Origin of the sequence: Pseudovibrio sp. Ad26 (assembly GCF_001623285.1) — a bacterium.
Taxonomy (GTDB): domain Bacteria; phylum Pseudomonadota; class Alphaproteobacteria; order Rhizobiales; family Stappiaceae; genus Pseudovibrio; species Pseudovibrio ascidiaceicola.
Window position 1 is genome coordinate 30,229 of record NZ_LMCE01000004.1, and the last position, 15,731, is coordinate 45,959.

General features: G+C 51.5%; 14 protein-coding genes. 7 read left to right on the plus strand and 7 right to left on the minus strand.

The features are described from left to right. Window positions 1-40: 40 nt before the first annotated feature. On the plus strand, window positions 41-340 hold the full coding sequence (locus PsAD26_RS00965; RefSeq protein ID WP_063308916.1) for a DUF1330 domain-containing protein: 300 nt from the start codon (window positions 41-43) through the stop codon (window positions 338-340). A 69-nt stretch (window positions 341-409) separates the two neighbouring features. On the opposite strand, the gene PsAD26_RS00970 is transcribed toward PsAD26_RS00965, so the two are convergent. From PsAD26_RS00970 to argH, 5 genes are all read right to left on the minus strand, one after another. Continuing rightward, complete coding sequence (locus PsAD26_RS00970; protein WP_063308928.1) at window positions 410-1,039, minus strand: TetR/AcrR family transcriptional regulator; 630 nt, start codon at window positions 1,037-1,039, stop codon at window positions 410-412. 131 nt (window positions 1,040-1,170) lie between these two features. Further along, the gene (locus PsAD26_RS00975) at window positions 1,171-3,816 is read right to left on the minus strand and encodes a TIGR02302 family protein (RefSeq protein WP_063308917.1); all 2,646 of its coding nucleotides are present in this window, start codon (window positions 3,814-3,816) and stop codon (window positions 1,171-1,173) included. 96 nt (window positions 3,817-3,912) lie between these two features. Next, window positions 3,913-5,184 carry a diaminopimelate decarboxylase gene (lysA, locus tag PsAD26_RS00980; protein WP_063308918.1) on the minus strand — a complete coding sequence of 424 codons (1,272 nt, stop codon included), beginning with the start codon at window positions 5,182-5,184 and terminating at the stop codon, window positions 3,913-3,915. 48 nt (window positions 5,185-5,232) lie between these two features. Continuing rightward, on the minus strand, window positions 5,233-5,502 hold the full coding sequence (locus PsAD26_RS00985; RefSeq protein ID WP_063308919.1) for a lipoprotein: 270 nt from the start codon (window positions 5,500-5,502) through the stop codon (window positions 5,233-5,235). Between the two features lie 139 nt (window positions 5,503-5,641). After that, a complete protein-coding gene (gene argH, locus PsAD26_RS00990; RefSeq protein WP_063308920.1) occupies window positions 5,642-7,042 on the minus strand; it encodes an argininosuccinate lyase in 1,401 nt (466 codons plus the stop codon). Between the two features lie 29 nt (window positions 7,043-7,071). On the opposite strand from argH, the gene PsAD26_RS00995 reads away from it, so the two are divergent. Then, the gene (locus PsAD26_RS00995; protein WP_063308921.1) at window positions 7,072-7,740 is read left to right on the plus strand and encodes a TlpA disulfide reductase family protein; all 669 of its coding nucleotides are present in this window, start codon (window positions 7,072-7,074) and stop codon (window positions 7,738-7,740) included. 67 nt (window positions 7,741-7,807) lie between these two features. Continuing rightward, window positions 7,808-8,269, plus strand: coding sequence for a YccF family protein (locus PsAD26_RS01000; protein WP_063308922.1), 462 nt, complete (start codon window positions 7,808-7,810; stop codon window positions 8,267-8,269). 43 nt (window positions 8,270-8,312) lie between these two features. Here the strand turns inward: PsAD26_RS01000 and tesB are convergent, their stop codons facing one another. Further along, window positions 8,313-9,194, minus strand: coding sequence for an acyl-CoA thioesterase II (gene tesB / locus PsAD26_RS01005; RefSeq protein ID WP_057464641.1), 882 nt, complete (start codon window positions 9,192-9,194; stop codon window positions 8,313-8,315). A 127-nt stretch (window positions 9,195-9,321) separates the two neighbouring features. Between tesB and PsAD26_RS01010 the strand changes: the two genes are divergently transcribed. From PsAD26_RS01010 to cls, 4 genes are all read left to right on the plus strand, one after another. After that, window positions 9,322-10,563: a ubiquinone biosynthesis hydroxylase gene (locus PsAD26_RS01010; RefSeq protein WP_063286194.1), complete on the plus strand. Its 1,242-nt coding sequence runs from the start codon at window positions 9,322-9,324 to the stop codon at window positions 10,561-10,563. Between the two features lie 18 nt (window positions 10,564-10,581). Next, a complete protein-coding gene (locus PsAD26_RS01015) occupies window positions 10,582-11,433 on the plus strand; it encodes an SDR family oxidoreductase (RefSeq protein WP_082831022.1) in 852 nt (283 codons plus the stop codon). A 94-nt stretch (window positions 11,434-11,527) separates the two neighbouring features. Then, window positions 11,528-11,839, plus strand: a complete 312-nt coding sequence (locus tag PsAD26_RS01020) for a YrhK family protein (RefSeq protein ID WP_057464639.1) — start codon at window positions 11,528-11,530, stop codon at window positions 11,837-11,839. Window positions 11,840-11,902: 63 nt separating this feature from the next. Then, window positions 11,903-13,333: a cardiolipin synthase gene (gene cls / locus PsAD26_RS01025; protein WP_063308923.1), complete on the plus strand. Its 1,431-nt coding sequence runs from the start codon at window positions 11,903-11,905 to the stop codon at window positions 13,331-13,333. Between the two features lie 173 nt (window positions 13,334-13,506). On the opposite strand, the gene PsAD26_RS01030 is transcribed toward cls, so the two are convergent. Continuing rightward, window positions 13,507-15,731 (minus strand): helicase-related protein (locus PsAD26_RS01030; RefSeq protein WP_084403526.1); only part of this gene is annotated, 2,225 nt, incomplete at its 5' end.

The following is a 15,731-nucleotide window of genomic DNA, read 5'->3' on the forward strand; positions in this document are numbered from 1 at the left end:
TTGAGCTCAACAGGCAAATCAAGCAGGAAAGGAAAAGACCATGCCAGCCTATATGATTTCATGGGTTCGTGTTGAGGACACTGAAGTTCATTCAAAAGACTATCTACCAAACGCCCACGCCATTCTCACACGCCACGGCGGTAAAGCACTCTCTATCATCGATAATCTGGAAGCTACTGAAGGCAATCTCCCCGATGGTCGCTTCATCCTCATGGAGTTTCCAACAAAAGCACACGCTGAAGGCTTTTATAATGACGAAGAGTATCAGCCGCTGAAAGCTCTTCGCCACACAATCTCAAACAGCGATATGGCGATTTTTGATGAAGGTTTGGTAGCCTAAAGCCCGCCGCTCATACCAAACATCCACGCAGGCAGCTGCTCCATTCCCCAATATGCTGCCTGCAGCCTTTTAATCAGTAGCCTTGTCAGAGGAGCATTTCTCGTAAAATTCCAGCGTATGCAGGCTCATATCCGCGTACTCGAAAAGCATATTGCGAGAGAACCCGCGCCGGATCAGGACATAAAGCCCCTCAAGGATCATCACATAGAAGATCAAAAGCTTTTCTATGTCATCAGGGTCTCGCAACTCACTCTTCAGATCCATGAACTTCAAGCGAAAGTGCTTCACACCCTCCTGATAGTACATCGCAAACTTTGCCAGCAGCTCCTCATCAAACAACGCCATATTGTCGAGCACACAGAACTTATCGCCGTGCTTGCTTTCACGATGACCAACACAGATATCGATGAACTCATAAAGCACCGCTTCAATGGCAGAATGCAGGTTGGAGTGTAGTGAAATCGTGCTTTTCAGCTCAGCAAATATGCTGTTGAGCCACCACAGCATAACCGCCGCACAAAACTCATGCTTGGTCGTATAGTGTTGTTCCACATAGGCTCGGTGTGGCCCACATGCCTCATAAAAATCTTCCATGGAGCAGGCATCCAGCCCCTTCAGCACAAACACCCTTATGCAGTCATCCATCACTTCTTCAATGATGTGCGCCAGAGCTTCGGGTTTGTTTTGATCTGTGCTCATAGAGGAAAGTATAAGAGCTAAAGCAGGCGTCACAATGAAGGAGCCACCAAATGGCAAAGAAAACCGGAAGGACCAGCGTCGCGGTCAATCTAGTTCTCTAACCCTTCATTAAAGCATCCAGAAACCGCTGATTAGTACCGCTTCATCAGTCGCTCCAGATACTCCAACTCAAGCTGTGGGCGGTCTGGATCGGAAAGTCGGCGACGCAGCTCTTCAAGAATACGCCGCGCACGCTGAACCTCAATCTCATCCGGCACTTTCACCTGACTACCAAACTCCGGCCCCTCAACGCGGCGCATACGACCAAGCGGATCCTCGTTAAGCGGAGAATTGGTTGCCTGCCCTCGCCCACCAGCCTGTCCAGCAAGCTGTTCTGCGAGCTGTTGAGCACCTTTGCGCAGGGATTCCAGAGCCTGGCTCTGCTCAGAAACGGCCTCATCAGCCTGTTGTGCACCAAGCGCATCACCAGCATCCTCCATGGAGTTACCAGCACTATCCAGATCCTTGCTCGGTTTGGCGCCGTTGTTTGCCATGCTGTCGAGCAGCTTCTGCAGGTCATCAGAGAGGTTGCGCTGCTGCTGCTGCAACTCGCGGAAGGCCTGCTGAGCCTCCTCGCTGGTCATCTCACCGCCCTGACCACGCTTATCCTGCTGATCGTTGCGCTGACCGGGTCGACGCTGCTGGCTGTCCGGATCAAACTTATGCGTTTCATCCATCAAATTGCGCTGCTTCTGGATCATCTCGCCTAAGTCTTCCAAAGCCTGCAACATCTCTTGTTGCTGCTGGCTCGGCGCCTGCTGCTGTTGCTGCGCATTTTGCATGTTCTCCAGCATCTGCTGCATTTGCGCCAGCAACTCGCGTGCTGCTTCTAACGAACCGGTTTTCGCCAGTTCTTCCATGCGGCGCAACATGTCATCCAGATCCCGTGGCGTGATCTGTTGAGAGTTCTCATCCATCGGCATCTGACCAAGCTGCTGAGGGTTCTCGCGCATTTGCTGGGCCATGGATTTCAGGTAATCATCCAGCGCCTTGCGCAGATCACTCATCAGCTCAGCAATCTCCTGCTCTGATGCGCCCTGCTCCAACGCTCGCCGCAAAGCCTCCTGTGCCTCACGTAAAGCTCGCTCAGCAGCAGATAAGCCACCATCCTCAATCGTCAGCGCCACATTCCAAAGCACATCCAGCATGTCTGTCAGCTGCTCATCTGTTTCGGCGGCAACCAGCTCGGCATAAGCAAACCGCAGAGGCAGATAAGACCCTGCATCATCAATGAACCGCTCCGGCGCAATCATCAGCATATCCAGCGCATCCACCATCTGCGGGTAGCTCTCAACGTTCATTGCCAGATTACGGCGCTGCTCAACAACAGCACGCGCCAACGGTTTATTAAAGCGGCGCTCCGGCAGCTTGATATAGACGGGCTGCGAGCGTCCTTCTTGCTCAGCTTCATCACGAGCAACAAGTACAAGAGCCACCTCAGAACCTGCCCATGGATGGGCCGTCAGATCTTGAAAGGTCTGCCCAACCGCCATTTTGGCATCCTTGGGCGGCAAGCTCAGATTAAACCGCGGCGCCTCCACCAAAGATCGGCCCGCCTTATCCGCATCCCCGCGCTGAACCTGCTCCATAATGGCTTCGGCAGAAACCACGCGGTAATCATCCTGCACCAGATAAGTCAGCTTGAGACTGCCGGAAAGCTGCTCTTCCGGATCATCAAACAAACGAATGCGCGGCGGCAAGTCAGGTCGTATCGCAATCTTCCAGGAATATTTCGGAGAGTCATTTTGAAGGATCTGCAAGCGCCCGCTTGAGTTCAACGGAAACCGCCATTCGGTGGTTTTCAGCTCATCAGAGCTTTCACCAGCACCCGGTTGAACACGTTCCGGTTCCAAAACCTCTTGTCCGCGGCGCGAAAAATAAACAACGGAGAACTCACCTGTGCCCTGCGCACGCACCAACACCTCACTGCCACTGGCAATGGAAAGCGCATCTCGGGAATCCCGCAGTTGATTGGCATCTCCGCTCAGGAAGACAGGCGCCTCACCCGTATAAGCAGGCGGCGTCACCCACGCATCAATGCGAGCAGGTAAAACACTTCCCACACCCTGAGACTGGAACGGTGCCAAAAGGCTAGACCATCGGTTCGCATCCGAAACGGAATATCCAACCATCAGCAACATAACCGCGAAAACACGCAGAGCATAAGGATCTTTGGCAAAGCCGCGCGGATTAACACCCCCAACGCGCAGATTCTTGAGCCGTTCTCGCAACCGCTTTTGGTGCGCAGACCATAAGGCAAGCGCCTCTTCGTCATCCATCCCGGTCGCCTGCTCATCCTTGTAGGAGAGCAAAGGTCGGTGCGGCAAATCACTGGCAAGCTCAACTTTGCGCAGCCCCTCCGCTTCGCCGGGAAGCTTCAGACGTAAAAGCGGGTAACAACTCCAAATGAAAACAGCGAGAAACAGGATAGAACCAGCGGCAGAGCCATAAAACCCAAGCAGCTGCCACAACCCTAAAAAGCTAACGGCAACATACAGGCACGCCACAATAAGCGGCACCTGTATGGCGGGCCAAAATCGCTCCCAAAACAAATAAAGCTGCGCTTTAAAAGCCAGCCTTTTCAATCGGTAGGATAATCTTTGAGAAAACAGGGACTGCCACAGGCCGAATAGCCCGGACCCTTCGCCATAACGCTTCTTATGCTCTCGCAATTCACTTGCGGAAGCTATGGCATTCTTTAGGTTTTTATTGCCGCCATTCTCATTCTGATGGGTCACAAAGGCCTCGCTAATCGCCGCCTGCTTTTTCTTTTGAGCATACGGCGATTAACGTAGATCAGCAATCTGGCAAACCTAAGGGGCTTTCAAACAGAGTTAAGCCTTTTCAACCCAGTTCGGCACAACGTCTTGATTTAGTAACTCATCGTAACTCGGGCGCTGACGAATGATCGCAAACTTGTCGCCATCAACCAAAACTTCAGGCACCAGAAGACGCGTGTTGTAAGTGCCGGATTGGGTCGCACCATAAGCACCAGCAGAATAAACGGCCAGCAGGTCGCCTTCCTCAAACTTCGGCATTTCACGGTCGCGAGCCAGATAATCGCCAGTCTCACAAACAGGGCCAACAATGTCCGCCATCATCTGCTCACCGTTCTGGCGTTCTTCACTTACTGCACCAATATCATGGTGCGCTTCGTAAAGGGTTGGGCGGATCAGATCGTTCATCGCGGCATCCACGATGACGAAGTTCTTCGCTTCACCTTCTTTACGGTAGATCGTTTCGGTAACGAGAATACCTGCATTACCAGCAATCAAGCGGCCCGGTTCGGTAATCAGCGTCACGCCAAGGCGCTCAATGTGTTTACGAACAACCTTCGCATATTCAGTAGGCAGAGGCGCTTCAATTCCGCTTCCGTAAGGAATGCCAAGACCACCACCTACATCAAGGTGGTCAATCTCAATGCCATCTTCCTTCAGCAGGCCAATCAGCACACCAAGGCGTTCCAAAGCATCATCGAATGGCCCAAGCTCAGTGATTTGAGAGCCGATATGCATGTCCATACCGGTCACTTTCAGGCCCGGCAGCTGCGCAGCTTCGTTGTAAACAGCGCGTGCACGGTCCCAGGCAATACCAAACTTGTTCGCAGCCAAACCGGTAGAGATCTTGGCGTGGGTCTTTGCATCCACATCCGGGTTGATGCGCAGAGAAATCGGCGCAGTCTTACCCATCTCGGAAGCAACAGCAGAAAGTCGCTTCAGCTCAGGCTCGGATTCCACATTGAAGCACAGGATGCCGGCATTCAGCGCAAAACGCATTTCCTGACGAGTTTTACCAACGCCGGAAAACACAATCTTGTTTGCAGGAATGCCCGCTTTCAGCGCACGACGCAGTTCCCCTTCAGAAACAACGTCCGCACCAGCGCCAAGTTTGGCCAACACCGTCAAGATAGCGATGTTGGAGTTCGCCTTCATTGCATAACAGGTCAGATGATCTATTCCATCAAACGCACCATCAAAAACCTTGAAGTGACGTTCAAATGTTGCGCGGGAATAGCAGTAAAATGGGGTTCCAACTTCCGCTGCAATTTCAGTCAGCGCAACGTCTTCAGCGTGAAGCACGCCATCCTTGAACTCAAAGTAATGCAATGTAGGTCCTCTGCACTGGCCCTGCCCCGAAGGGTTTAGCGAACCAGTCTAAAAATTGAAGTCGGGATCATCCTCATCTGCACCAATCAACGGATCCAGAAACAGACTTTCGTCCTTGTCTCCAGGAATCTCAGGTGCAGGAGCATCATTCAGGGGTGGCGGTGCACCATCTGCAGTCGCCCGAGCTTGGCTTGGCGTTTCCAAACTGCCTTTACGCCCACAAGCAGAAACACTCAGACCGAGTGCAACAATTGTGAGGCCAATCAAAAGCTTGGAACTACGGCTTTTTGTAATGTCTTTCATGCCTTGCGAGCTCATGTTTTCTCTGCTCCAATCTGGATGATCTTACCAAACCAGAAATTCGACCTAAGGACTGACTCGGGCGAACCCGAGCCTACTCTCAGTTTTATTTCTGCACCGTAACAACGATGACTGCAAGATCATCCGAAGAACAGACTTACTTTTCCGTCTTCTGCTCACGCTCAAGCTGCTTAAGCCAACGTCGGGATTGCTTACGCACATTCACCGGGCTTGTGCCACCATAAGAGACACGGCTGCGAACAGATTTATCAACGGAAAGAACGCTGTAGACATCATCCGTGATCTGCGGTTCAACGCTCTGCATCTCTTCCAATGTCAGGCGATGCAGGTCTACACCTTTATCGACAGCCATCTTAACAAGTGCACCAGTCACATGGTGAGCATCACGGAATGGCATGCCAACCACACGTACACACCAGTCAGCCAGATCAGTCGCGGTAGAATAGCCGGAACCGGCAGCTTTCTTCAGCGTTTTCACATTCGGCTCAAGGTCACGCATCATGCCGGTCATGGCTGCCAGAGCCAGTGACAGGTTCGGCAGAGCGTCAAACGCCTGCTCTTTGTCTTCCTGCATGTCCTTAGAGTAGGTCAGCGGCAAACCCTTCATCATCACGAGAAGAGAGTTCAGCGCGCCATAAATACGGCCAGTCTTCGCACGGATCAGCTCAGCTGCATCCGGGTTCTTCTTCTGCGGCATGATGGAAGAACCGGTCGAAAACTTGTCAGAAAGCTTGATGAAACCGAACTGGGCAGAACACCAGATCACAATCTCTTCTGCCAGACGAGACAGGTGCATCGCACATATGGAGGCATCCGCCAGCGCTTCAATGGCAAAGTCACGGTCAGAAACACCATCAAGAGAGTTTGCAGTCGGACGGTCAAACCCAAGTGAGGCCGCAGTCATCTCACGGTCAATCGGGAAAGACGTACCAGCAAGCGCAGCACAGCCAAGTGGGCTCTCATTCATACGCGCACGCGCATCTTGCAGACGGGAGCGGTCACGAGAGAACATCTCGACATAAGCCATCAGGTGGTGGCCGAAAGTCACCGGCTGCGCGGACTGCAAGTGTGTAAAGCCCGGCATCACAACTGCTGCATGCTCTTCTGCTTTTTCAGCAAGAGCCTGCATCAGGTCGGTCACCTGTGCCTCAAGATCATCCAAAGAGTCGCGTACCCAAAGACGGAAATCTGTGGCAACCTGGTCGTTACGTGAACGAGCTGTGTGAAGACGGCCAGCGGTCGGGCCAATCAATTCAGCCAGACGCGCTTCGATATTCATGTGAATGTCTTCAAGCGCACGAGAGAAGGTAAAGGTGCCCTCTTCGATCTCTGACAGAATTGTGTCTAGACCCTGAGCTATCTTTTCGGCATCTTCTGCGCTAACGATGCCCTGTGCAGCCAACATGCTAACATGAGCCTTGGACCCGGCTATGTCTTGTCGGTAGAGCTTGCGATCAAAATCAATGGAAGCATTGATCTCTTCCATGATTGCATCTGGCCCTTCCGCAAAACGGCCCCCCCACATGCGGTTGCTCATGTCTAGCCTCATTATGATTTGGGTTTAATATGAAGAAACTGACAGTTACCGGAAAGTTCGGCCTCGGAAAAGGGCTTATTGCAGCATTAGCTGGATTTGTCGTCGTAGGCGGAGCCGTATGGGCGCTTAATCAGCAAAAAAGTGAGGATCCACAAGCCCTCGCCTGCTCTTCTTCAATGAATACCGCAAAAAATCTCAAGGGTTTGACCACAGGCGAAGTGGCCGCTTTCCTGCCTGCCGAGAAGCCTTTGAATCTCTCACAGCTGAAATTTAATGATACTGACGGCAATCTGATCACAATGGCAGACCTGAAAGGCACCAAACTACTCAACCTTTGGGCCACATGGTGCGCCCCATGCCGCAAAGAGATGCCGCATCTGGACAAACTGCAGCGTGAGGCAGGCAGCGAAGAGTTCAACGTCATCGCCGTTAACATGGACCGTGGTGAAAACAATCCAAAGCCGCTGAAGTTCCTGAGCGATATCGGCGTGAAGGATCTGGCATACTTCTCAGACCACACCATGGACACCTTCAACAACCTGCGCACCAAAGGCAAAGCCCCAGGCCTGCCAAGCACAATCATGATTGGTGAAGACGGCTGCGAAATCGGCACCATGTTCGGACCCGCCGACTGGGCAGCTCCAGAAGCCTTCGCACTAGTCAACGCAGCACTGGCTGGGCAGAAAAAGGTTCAGTGAATTGAAATTCACGTAGCGGCTACTTAGATACCTCTCAAAATCCATTTATCAATTTGAGATATTTATTATGCGCTACGCTGGAAATGTAATCTGGTTTGTCCTTGGAGGCTGGTACCTGGCTCTGATGTGGCTTGTGTACGGCCTCCTGTTCGCACTCACAATCATCGGCCTCCCTTACACACGAGCAGCCTGGGAAATGGCCAAATTATCTGCATGGCCCTTTGGCAAGGACATTGTGCACATAAGAGATCTGGACAACAAAGGCGCAACGCCAACCACTGTCTTAACAGGAATCCTGGGTTTCATCTTCAACATCCTATGGCTGCCGTTCGGCCTCTCGCTGTTCCTCGGCTATATGATATCCGGCGTTCTCACCTGCCTGACAATCATAGGCATTCCCTTTGGCCTTCAGTCCTTCAAACTCGCAGCAATTTCCTTCTGGCCCGTCGGACGCCGTGTTGTAACGACCCAAACAGCAGACTTGGCACGTCAATACAAAGCCAGAGAAACCCTAAACAGCTACAGGTAACTAAGAAGATCAAAGGCGAAAGGGGCTATTGCCCCAAAACACCTTACCCCTTACCCGGCACAGGACGCTCCCTCATCCGCATCAGGCCTTCCTGAACAGCGGAAGCCACCAACACACCATCCCGCGTGTAAAGGCTGCCACGACTGAAACCACGGCCACCCGCTGAACGCGGGCTGTCCTGCGTGTAAAGCAACCACTCATCAAAGCGGAAATCGCTGTGGAACCACATGGCGTGGTCCAGACTTGCCACCTGCAGATTCGGCACAAACACGTTGATGCCATGCGGGAATAGCGCCGTATCCAAAAGCGTCATGTCAGAAGCATAAGCCAGCACGCACTGGTGAATGCGCGGATCATCCGGCAACCTGGATGCCGCCCGCACCCACACATGCTGCACCGGCTCTTGCTTCTTACGAGAAAAGTATTGCCCTAAATCCAATGGACGCAGCTCAATCGGACGTTCGCGCTTCCAGTACTTCTGCACGGGCTCCGGTGCCTTTGAGATCAGCTCATCGGAGATTTCAGAGATCGGCATCAGGTCTTCCGGCATCGGCACATCCGGCATCTCAATCTGATGTTCCATCCCGCTTTCAACGCGCTGATAAGAGGCGGACATAGAGAAGATTGCATGACCATGCTGGATCGCCACAACACGCCGTGTTGTAAAGCTGCCACCATCACGAATACGGTCAACCTCATAGATGATTGGCACCTTCGGATCGCCCGGACGCAGAAAATACCCATGCAGCGAATTGACCTGACGTTCTGCGCCAACCGTTCGGGAGGCAGCAACAAGAGCCTGACCAATCACCTGTCCACCAAAAACACGCTGCCACCCGCTTTGTGGGCTTGTGCCACGAAACAGATTTTCCTCTAATTTCTCCAGATCCAAAAGATCCAGCAGATTTTCAACAGCCTTCGTCATTACAGACAAACCTATTTTTGTAGTGATTTCGATTGCATGTGAGTAGTGTGGCGCTATATCGATAGTGTCAACGATCAATTGGGCTAACCTAATGGTTATAGGGCAAACGATTACAGGAAAGAGTTCTATGAGCAAGAAACAGACCGCCACCGAAGACCTATATGACGTCACCATTGGCGGCGGCGGGTATGTTGGACTATCGCTCGCCCTTGCTTTGAAGCAATCAGAACCGTCCATGAAAATCGCGCTGGTAGATCTGCGCCCGCGCTCCGCTATTGAGAACGATCCGCGTTCCTCGGCCATCGCGGCAGGTGCCGTGCGCATGCTCGATCAGCTCGGCATCTGGTATAAGCTTGAAGATGAATCCCAGCCGATCACCGAAATGATCGTCACAGACAGCAAGCTGCACGACAGCGTGCGCCCAATCTTCCTGACTTTTGCAGGCGATGTTGATGACGGCGAACCATTTGCCCACATGGTTCAGAACAATCATATGGTCGGCGCATTGCATGATGCAGCCACAGATGCAGGCGTTCACATCTTCGCGCCCGACAGTGTCAAAGACTTTGCAGTAGAGCCAGCCCACGTCAACATCACACTCGGCAGCGGCAAAACCATCCAGTCACGCTTGATCGTGGCAGCTGATGGCGTGCGCTCCAAACTCCGCGATCTCGCAGGCATCCAATGCAATCGCTGGAGCTACAATCAAAGCGGCATTGTCACCACAATCGCACATGAACGCCCACACAATGGCCGCGCAGAAGAGCATTTCTTGCCCTCCGGTCCGTTCGCGATCCTGCCACTGAAAGGCAACCGCTCCTCCATCGTCTGGACTGAAAAGACGGCAGAAGCCAACCGCTTGGTCAATGGCGATGAGTTCACCTTTGAAATCGAACTGGAACGCCGCTTCGGTCACCATCTGGGCGAGCTCAAACTGGACGGACCCCGCGCTGCGTTTCCTCTAAACCTCGTGCTGGCGCGCTCTTTCGTCTCCAACCGCTTTGCACTGGCAGGCGATGCTGCACACGGCATCCACCCAATTGCTGGCCAGGGCCTCAACTTCGGCTTCAAGGATGTTGCAGCCCTTTCAGAGGTGCTTGTAGACGCCCACCGTCTCGGCCTCGATATCGGTGCAGCACACATTCTGGAGCGCTACCAGAGCTGGCGCCGTTTCGACACATGGCAGATGGGCATGACCACCGATGTGCTGAACCGCCTGTTCTCCAACAACATCGACCCGGTCCGCGCCGTCCGCGATCTCGGCCTCGGTCTTGTTGAGCGCATGCCGTTCCTGAAAAAACACTTCATCGGCGAAGCAGCAGGCCTGGCCGGCCCTTCCCCAAAACTCCTTCTCGGCAATCCGCTGTAGGTCAATTCAGGTACACGTGTGAAAGACAAACGCTCCATCCTCATCACCGGATGTTCAACTGGCATTGGTTACTCTGCTGCACACATTTTGAGAGAGAGAGGATGGCAGGTCTTTCCCACTTGTCGCAAACCAGAGGATGCAGAACGCCTGCGCTCAGAAGGCTTTGACGCCTTCCATTTGGATTATTGCCAAACCGAATCTATTCAGGTCGCCGTTGAGTCAGTTCTGGCAATCACCGGCGGACGCCTTGATGCACTCTTCAACAACGGCGCCTATGGCCTTCCCGGCGCCATCGAAGATCTTCCCACGGATGCCTTGCGCCGTCAGTTCGAAACCAACTTCTTCGGCTGGCACGAACTCACCCGCCTTGTCATTCCGGTGATGCGCGAACAAGGTCATGGCCGCATCGTGCAATGCTCCTCAATCCTCGGCCTCGTCGCCATGGATTATCGCGGCGCCTACAACGCCACCAAGTTCGCACTGGAAGGCTACACAGACACCCTGCGGCTGGAACTGCATGGCTCAGGCATACAGGTGAGCTTAATCGAACCGGGTCCGATTCAATCTGAGTTCTCTAAAACAGCTGTCAAAATGTTCTATGAGGAAATCGGCGAGGACACCAAGAACGCCTCCCACTTCCGCGAAAGCTACAACCGCCGCCTCTCCATGCTCGCCAAAGGTGGCACCACAAAATTCAAACTCCCACCCGACGCAGTCGTCCAAAAACTCACCCACGCTATTGAAGCCCCCAAGGCTAAGGCACGTTATTACGTAACCGTTCCAACCCACATCATGGGCACCCTGCGGCGCATCCTGCCAACCTCAATGATCGATATGATCCTGAGAAGGTCTGCAAAGTCGGAAGAGTAAGAGAACGAGACCCCTCAGTTTTCTTCAAAGCAAACTCCCAGTGCCCCGTATTGCGCGCACTTTGGATTTATGCCCCCAGCAAAAGAGATTCCTCATGGCACTATTTCATCCTGACAATTGCACAATGAGTGAGCGACATAAGCAAATTTATGCGTATTGCGAGCTCGCTTATACTGCTGTTGATTTCTCTGCAGCAGCCTTGTTCGTCGTTGGCAGCATTCTCTTTTTTAAAGAGGCAACCACCTATTTAGGAACATGGCTGTTTCTGGTTGGATCAATTTTGTTCGGTCTCCGCCCAACAATTAAGCTCTTTCGGGAAATTGCATATATCCGCCTTGGGAAATATGAGGACCTGCCTGAAGGTACTGAGAATAATACGGGTTGGCTAAACCCCGATATGAAGTGAACCTAACCAACACGTTCGCCAACGATCAATCACAGGGCAAAATTTCAACGCAGCCGAGTTCAAATGACCTTCATACTAGTTTTCCATGTTCTATTAGTTTTGACGTTTACAATCCGAATTCTGCTGCGAGATGATTTATCACCACCGGTTCGCCTCGCCTGGTTCATCGTTTTGAACGTGCTTCCCTATGTCGGCATCGCCATTTACTTCCTCTTTGGAGAAACGGATCTTGGCCATCGCGCAGACAAACGTCACAAAGAGATTTTTGATGAGATCCATGAAAACGCAAAGCAATTCATGGGCACACCAGCTGATGTCGATCAGCTGATCAACCCGGAATACCGCAACAGCTTCCATTATGCTGGTTCAATAAACGGCTTTTATCCAGTTGCTGGAAACAACGCCACACTCATGGAAGATGCCACGGCTACCCGCGACAGCTTGATAGCAGATATCGATGCCGCGCAGGATTATGTTCATGTTCTCTATTACATCTGGCTAAATGACCACACTGGCACAGCACTCGCCGACGCTTTGATCAGAGCAACCCAGCGAGGGGTCGTATGCCGCGCGATGGCAGATGGTCTCGGCTCACACCAGCTCATAAAGTCACAGCTATGGGAAAAGATGAAGGAGGCAGGCGTTCAACTGGCTGTCGCCCTTCCGCTGGACAAACCAGTGCAAACGCTCCTGACCAGCAGACTGGACCTGCGCAACCACCGTAAAATCACGATTATCGACGGGAAAGTCACTTACTGCGGCAGTAGAAACTCAGCTGATCCGGAATTTCTGGTCAAAGCAAAATACGCTCCCTGGGTCGACATTATGCTACGCCTGACCGGGCCCATTGTGACGCAAAACCAGCTTCTGTTCATAAGCGATTGGATGCAAGCAACAGGCGAAAAGCTAAATGACTTTGAGTTGAAGTCAGAACCGGCACAAGAAGGGTTCCCGGCACAGGTGATGGGCGATGGCCCAACGGAACGCAAAGGAGCAACGCCTCAGCTCTTTGCCTGCCTTATTGCAACCGCCCGCTTCGAACTCACACTATCGACGCCCTACTTTGTCCCCGATGAAACTGTTCTGGAAGCCCTGCGCACAGCGGCTTATCGAGGCGTAAAAGTCACCTTGATTTTCCCGAAGGTCAACGACAGCTGGATCGTGGCCGCTGCAAGTCGCAGCCACTATTTCAAGCTTCTGGAGGCCGGTTGTGATCTCTTTGAATTCAAAGGCGGTCTATTACACGCCAAGACACTCACAATGGATAACAAGATCACTTTGATCGGCTCTTCCAATCTGGATCTGCGAAGCTTTGACCTAAACTACGAAAACAACATTTTGTTGCAGGACAAGGCAATAACGAACGCTGTTCTGGGCCGACAACAGCAATACCTCGACAGTTCAGATCAGGTCTTTTTTGAAACTGTTTCCAGTTGGTCATACCTCAAGCGAATAAAAAACAACATCATCGCAACAGTCAGCCCGATCTTGTAGTCCTGCTGCTAACCTGTACAAAGCTAAATGCAATCGCGATCTGGGCTCTCACCTTTTCAATAAGGTTGTTTGAGACGGGACTACGACTGTCCAATCCTAAAATTGCAATCTCTGTTATTGTTTGAAACCTTGCAGGTTCGGGAGAAATCTACAAAGTCGAAGGAATGACTAAGTCATTCCCACACACTCAAACGATCTGTTTTTTTCTGAAAGGCTGAAGCAAAGGACTGCGTTCGTGCTTGCAAGAGCGATAAGCGTCCTTCAGGGCTACGTGTGTAGATAAGTTGTGAGGGCCCGATATATCGCTCCCAGCGCTTAGCAAAGAACTCGGCATTCTTCTTTTTTTGACCAATAGAATTTGGAACTGGGTGATAATCCACGCGAGATATGCCCCCAAGCCTGGAAGAGCGCACAAGCAAATACCGCGGATTTTCAGTGGTGCCTAAGACTTCTCCCATTGCCTCCAGAAAGAGACGCCTCTCCGCAGGTGTTGCCCCATCCAACCGACAATAAACGACGCCCATTTTGTCTTGCGTGGACTGAATGCGGAGGTTTTGAGAGTTTGTTTTTATATGCTCCATGAATTGAAGGGTTTCTAAAACGCTCCACCCTACTTGCGTGATAGATTTCTCTAAAGAACTGTTTCGAAGATATAGTCGAAAAATCTTGAAAGCCTTTGGTGCGATCATCACCGCAGCCACACCTGCACCGACCAGAATCCAAACCGCCAATGTCTCAACATCACGAACACCAGACAATACCTGCGCAATGGCAAGAGCGGCGGTTATCAGACCTGTCACAATTAAGTATTGGATGGTTTCAAAAAATACGAAACCTTGGGGCGCGTAATTTGAACCAACGTTTTCACGCATTTCCGGTTTCGGGCTGGAGCCATGCAATCCCTTGCTCCATGTGTGAAGCAGAGCCTCCCTCATTTCAGCCCGCGCCAACATGCTTTGATTAAGGCTTTCTACGCCAGCACCCGTCCATTTAGTGCCAGCAAGAACAAGCCGCTTGGAGCCGTTTTCAATTGAGAAGGGCGCATCATAAGAAACGCCCTCAAATGCAAGAAACCGTCTTTGCAGCATCCTCACATCATCTCCAACATCCTGTTGAATGTCATCGAACGGATCAAAGATTTCTCGCCTTGATGTCTCTTTCGTAAAAACCAATTTCAGCTTTTCATCTAATCGCTCAATATCAACTGATGCGAGATGCCAGATATTGGCTGTTTTATTGGGTTTACTCGGATCAATACGAATAGCCCTGCCACGCATCTGATTGGAAAGCATGTAAGAGCCAACATAACTGGCTAGAATGAGGGTGTTTACTGAAGGCGCATCCCAACCCTCCCCAAGCAATGCCTGCGTTCCAACCAAGGCAGTAATTCCGCCAGCATTGAACACCTCAGTTATCAAGTGAACGATGCTTTGCTTTTGCTCTCCCTTGATATGAACACGGACAAAATTCTTATCATGAGCTAGGTCAGAAAGCCGAATATGGCTATTATCAATGTGATTATCTCTCACCACTTGGTCAAAGATGCCAAGAGCATCTTTGGGAAGAATAATCAGAGATCCGGTCAGCACACCAAGTTTGACACCAGCGATGCTTTCGCGGCGGAGATGCTCAAAAATTGGGGCCACACCGATTTTATTAAGCGGGCCTATTTCATCCGCACAAGAAGGCAATTCCGCCTCTCGAATATAGTCTGCAAGAACCACCATGCGCAGATCATCACCAAGTTGCTTGGCTTCCATTCGAGTGATCGTAGCAATGCTCTTCAACTTACCAGTGCTACTGGCTAGTATTTTTTTGATTTCCTTGGTGTCTTCAAGGTTTATTCTGCGCCGCTCAATAGCTCCTATTCGCTTAAGTTCGCGGCGAACAGCAACCAGAGTGTCATCAAATTCGGAGAAGTCATCAACATAGGAGTAAAGAACCCCACTCAGCAATACTTCAAGCCACTTGGGATCAACACCTGGAACTTCAGCCGACCTGACACCTAAAATGTTTAAAGCATAGTCAGGGGGAGCAAAGCCAAGCGAATTGAGAAAAATAATTATCGAGGAAAAGAACTGCGGATCATCAAGAATGTCTTTAACGTGTCTCTGCGTATCACGAACCCAAGGGTGCGCAGAAAGGGCATCTAGAAAGCGCTTATTCTCCGAGAGCTTCTTAAGAAATCCTGCGGTGTTCTTTTTGAATTCCCATAGTTTCTGGTGCTCATCCTTTGTCGGAAGAGAAAAATGAACATAATCTTGATGCGGACATAAATCACCGCGTTGCACCAACTCAGGCACCGAAATCTCAGCATCTATTGGGCCGCACAACTCCTCGTACTTCTGCCACTCTTTAAAGTCGACATCATACGGAGGAGAAGCGGTCAATGCGACGG

What these genes read in the sequence shown, in the direction of transcription:
- cls (WP_063308923.1), top strand. Translation starts at nt 11,903, where the DNA reads ATGACCTTCATACTAGTTTTCCATGTTCTATTAGTTTTGACGTTTACA.
- tesB (WP_057464641.1), bottom strand. Translation starts at nt 9,194, where the DNA reads ATGACGAAGGCTGTTGAAAATCTGCTGGATCTTTTGGATCTGGAGAAA.
- PsAD26_RS01020 (WP_057464639.1), top strand. Translation starts at nt 11,528, where the DNA reads ATGGCACTATTTCATCCTGACAATTGCACAATGAGTGAGCGACATAAG.
- PsAD26_RS01000 (WP_063308922.1), top strand. Translation starts at nt 7,808, where the DNA reads ATGCGCTACGCTGGAAATGTAATCTGGTTTGTCCTTGGAGGCTGGTAC.
- PsAD26_RS01010 (WP_063286194.1), top strand. Translation starts at nt 9,322, where the DNA reads ATGAGCAAGAAACAGACCGCCACCGAAGACCTATATGACGTCACCATT.
- argH (WP_063308920.1), bottom strand. Translation starts at nt 7,042, where the DNA reads ATGAGCAACCGCATGTGGGGGGGCCGTTTTGCGGAAGGGCCAGATGCA.
- PsAD26_RS00985 (WP_063308919.1), bottom strand. Translation starts at nt 5,502, where the DNA reads ATGAGCTCGCAAGGCATGAAAGACATTACAAAAAGCCGTAGTTCCAAG.
- PsAD26_RS00965 (WP_063308916.1), top strand. Translation starts at nt 41, where the DNA reads ATGCCAGCCTATATGATTTCATGGGTTCGTGTTGAGGACACTGAAGTT.
- PsAD26_RS00995 (WP_063308921.1), top strand. Translation starts at nt 7,072, where the DNA reads ATGAAGAAACTGACAGTTACCGGAAAGTTCGGCCTCGGAAAAGGGCTT.
- PsAD26_RS00970 (WP_063308928.1), bottom strand. Translation starts at nt 1,039, where the DNA reads ATGAGCACAGATCAAAACAAACCCGAAGCTCTGGCGCACATCATTGAA.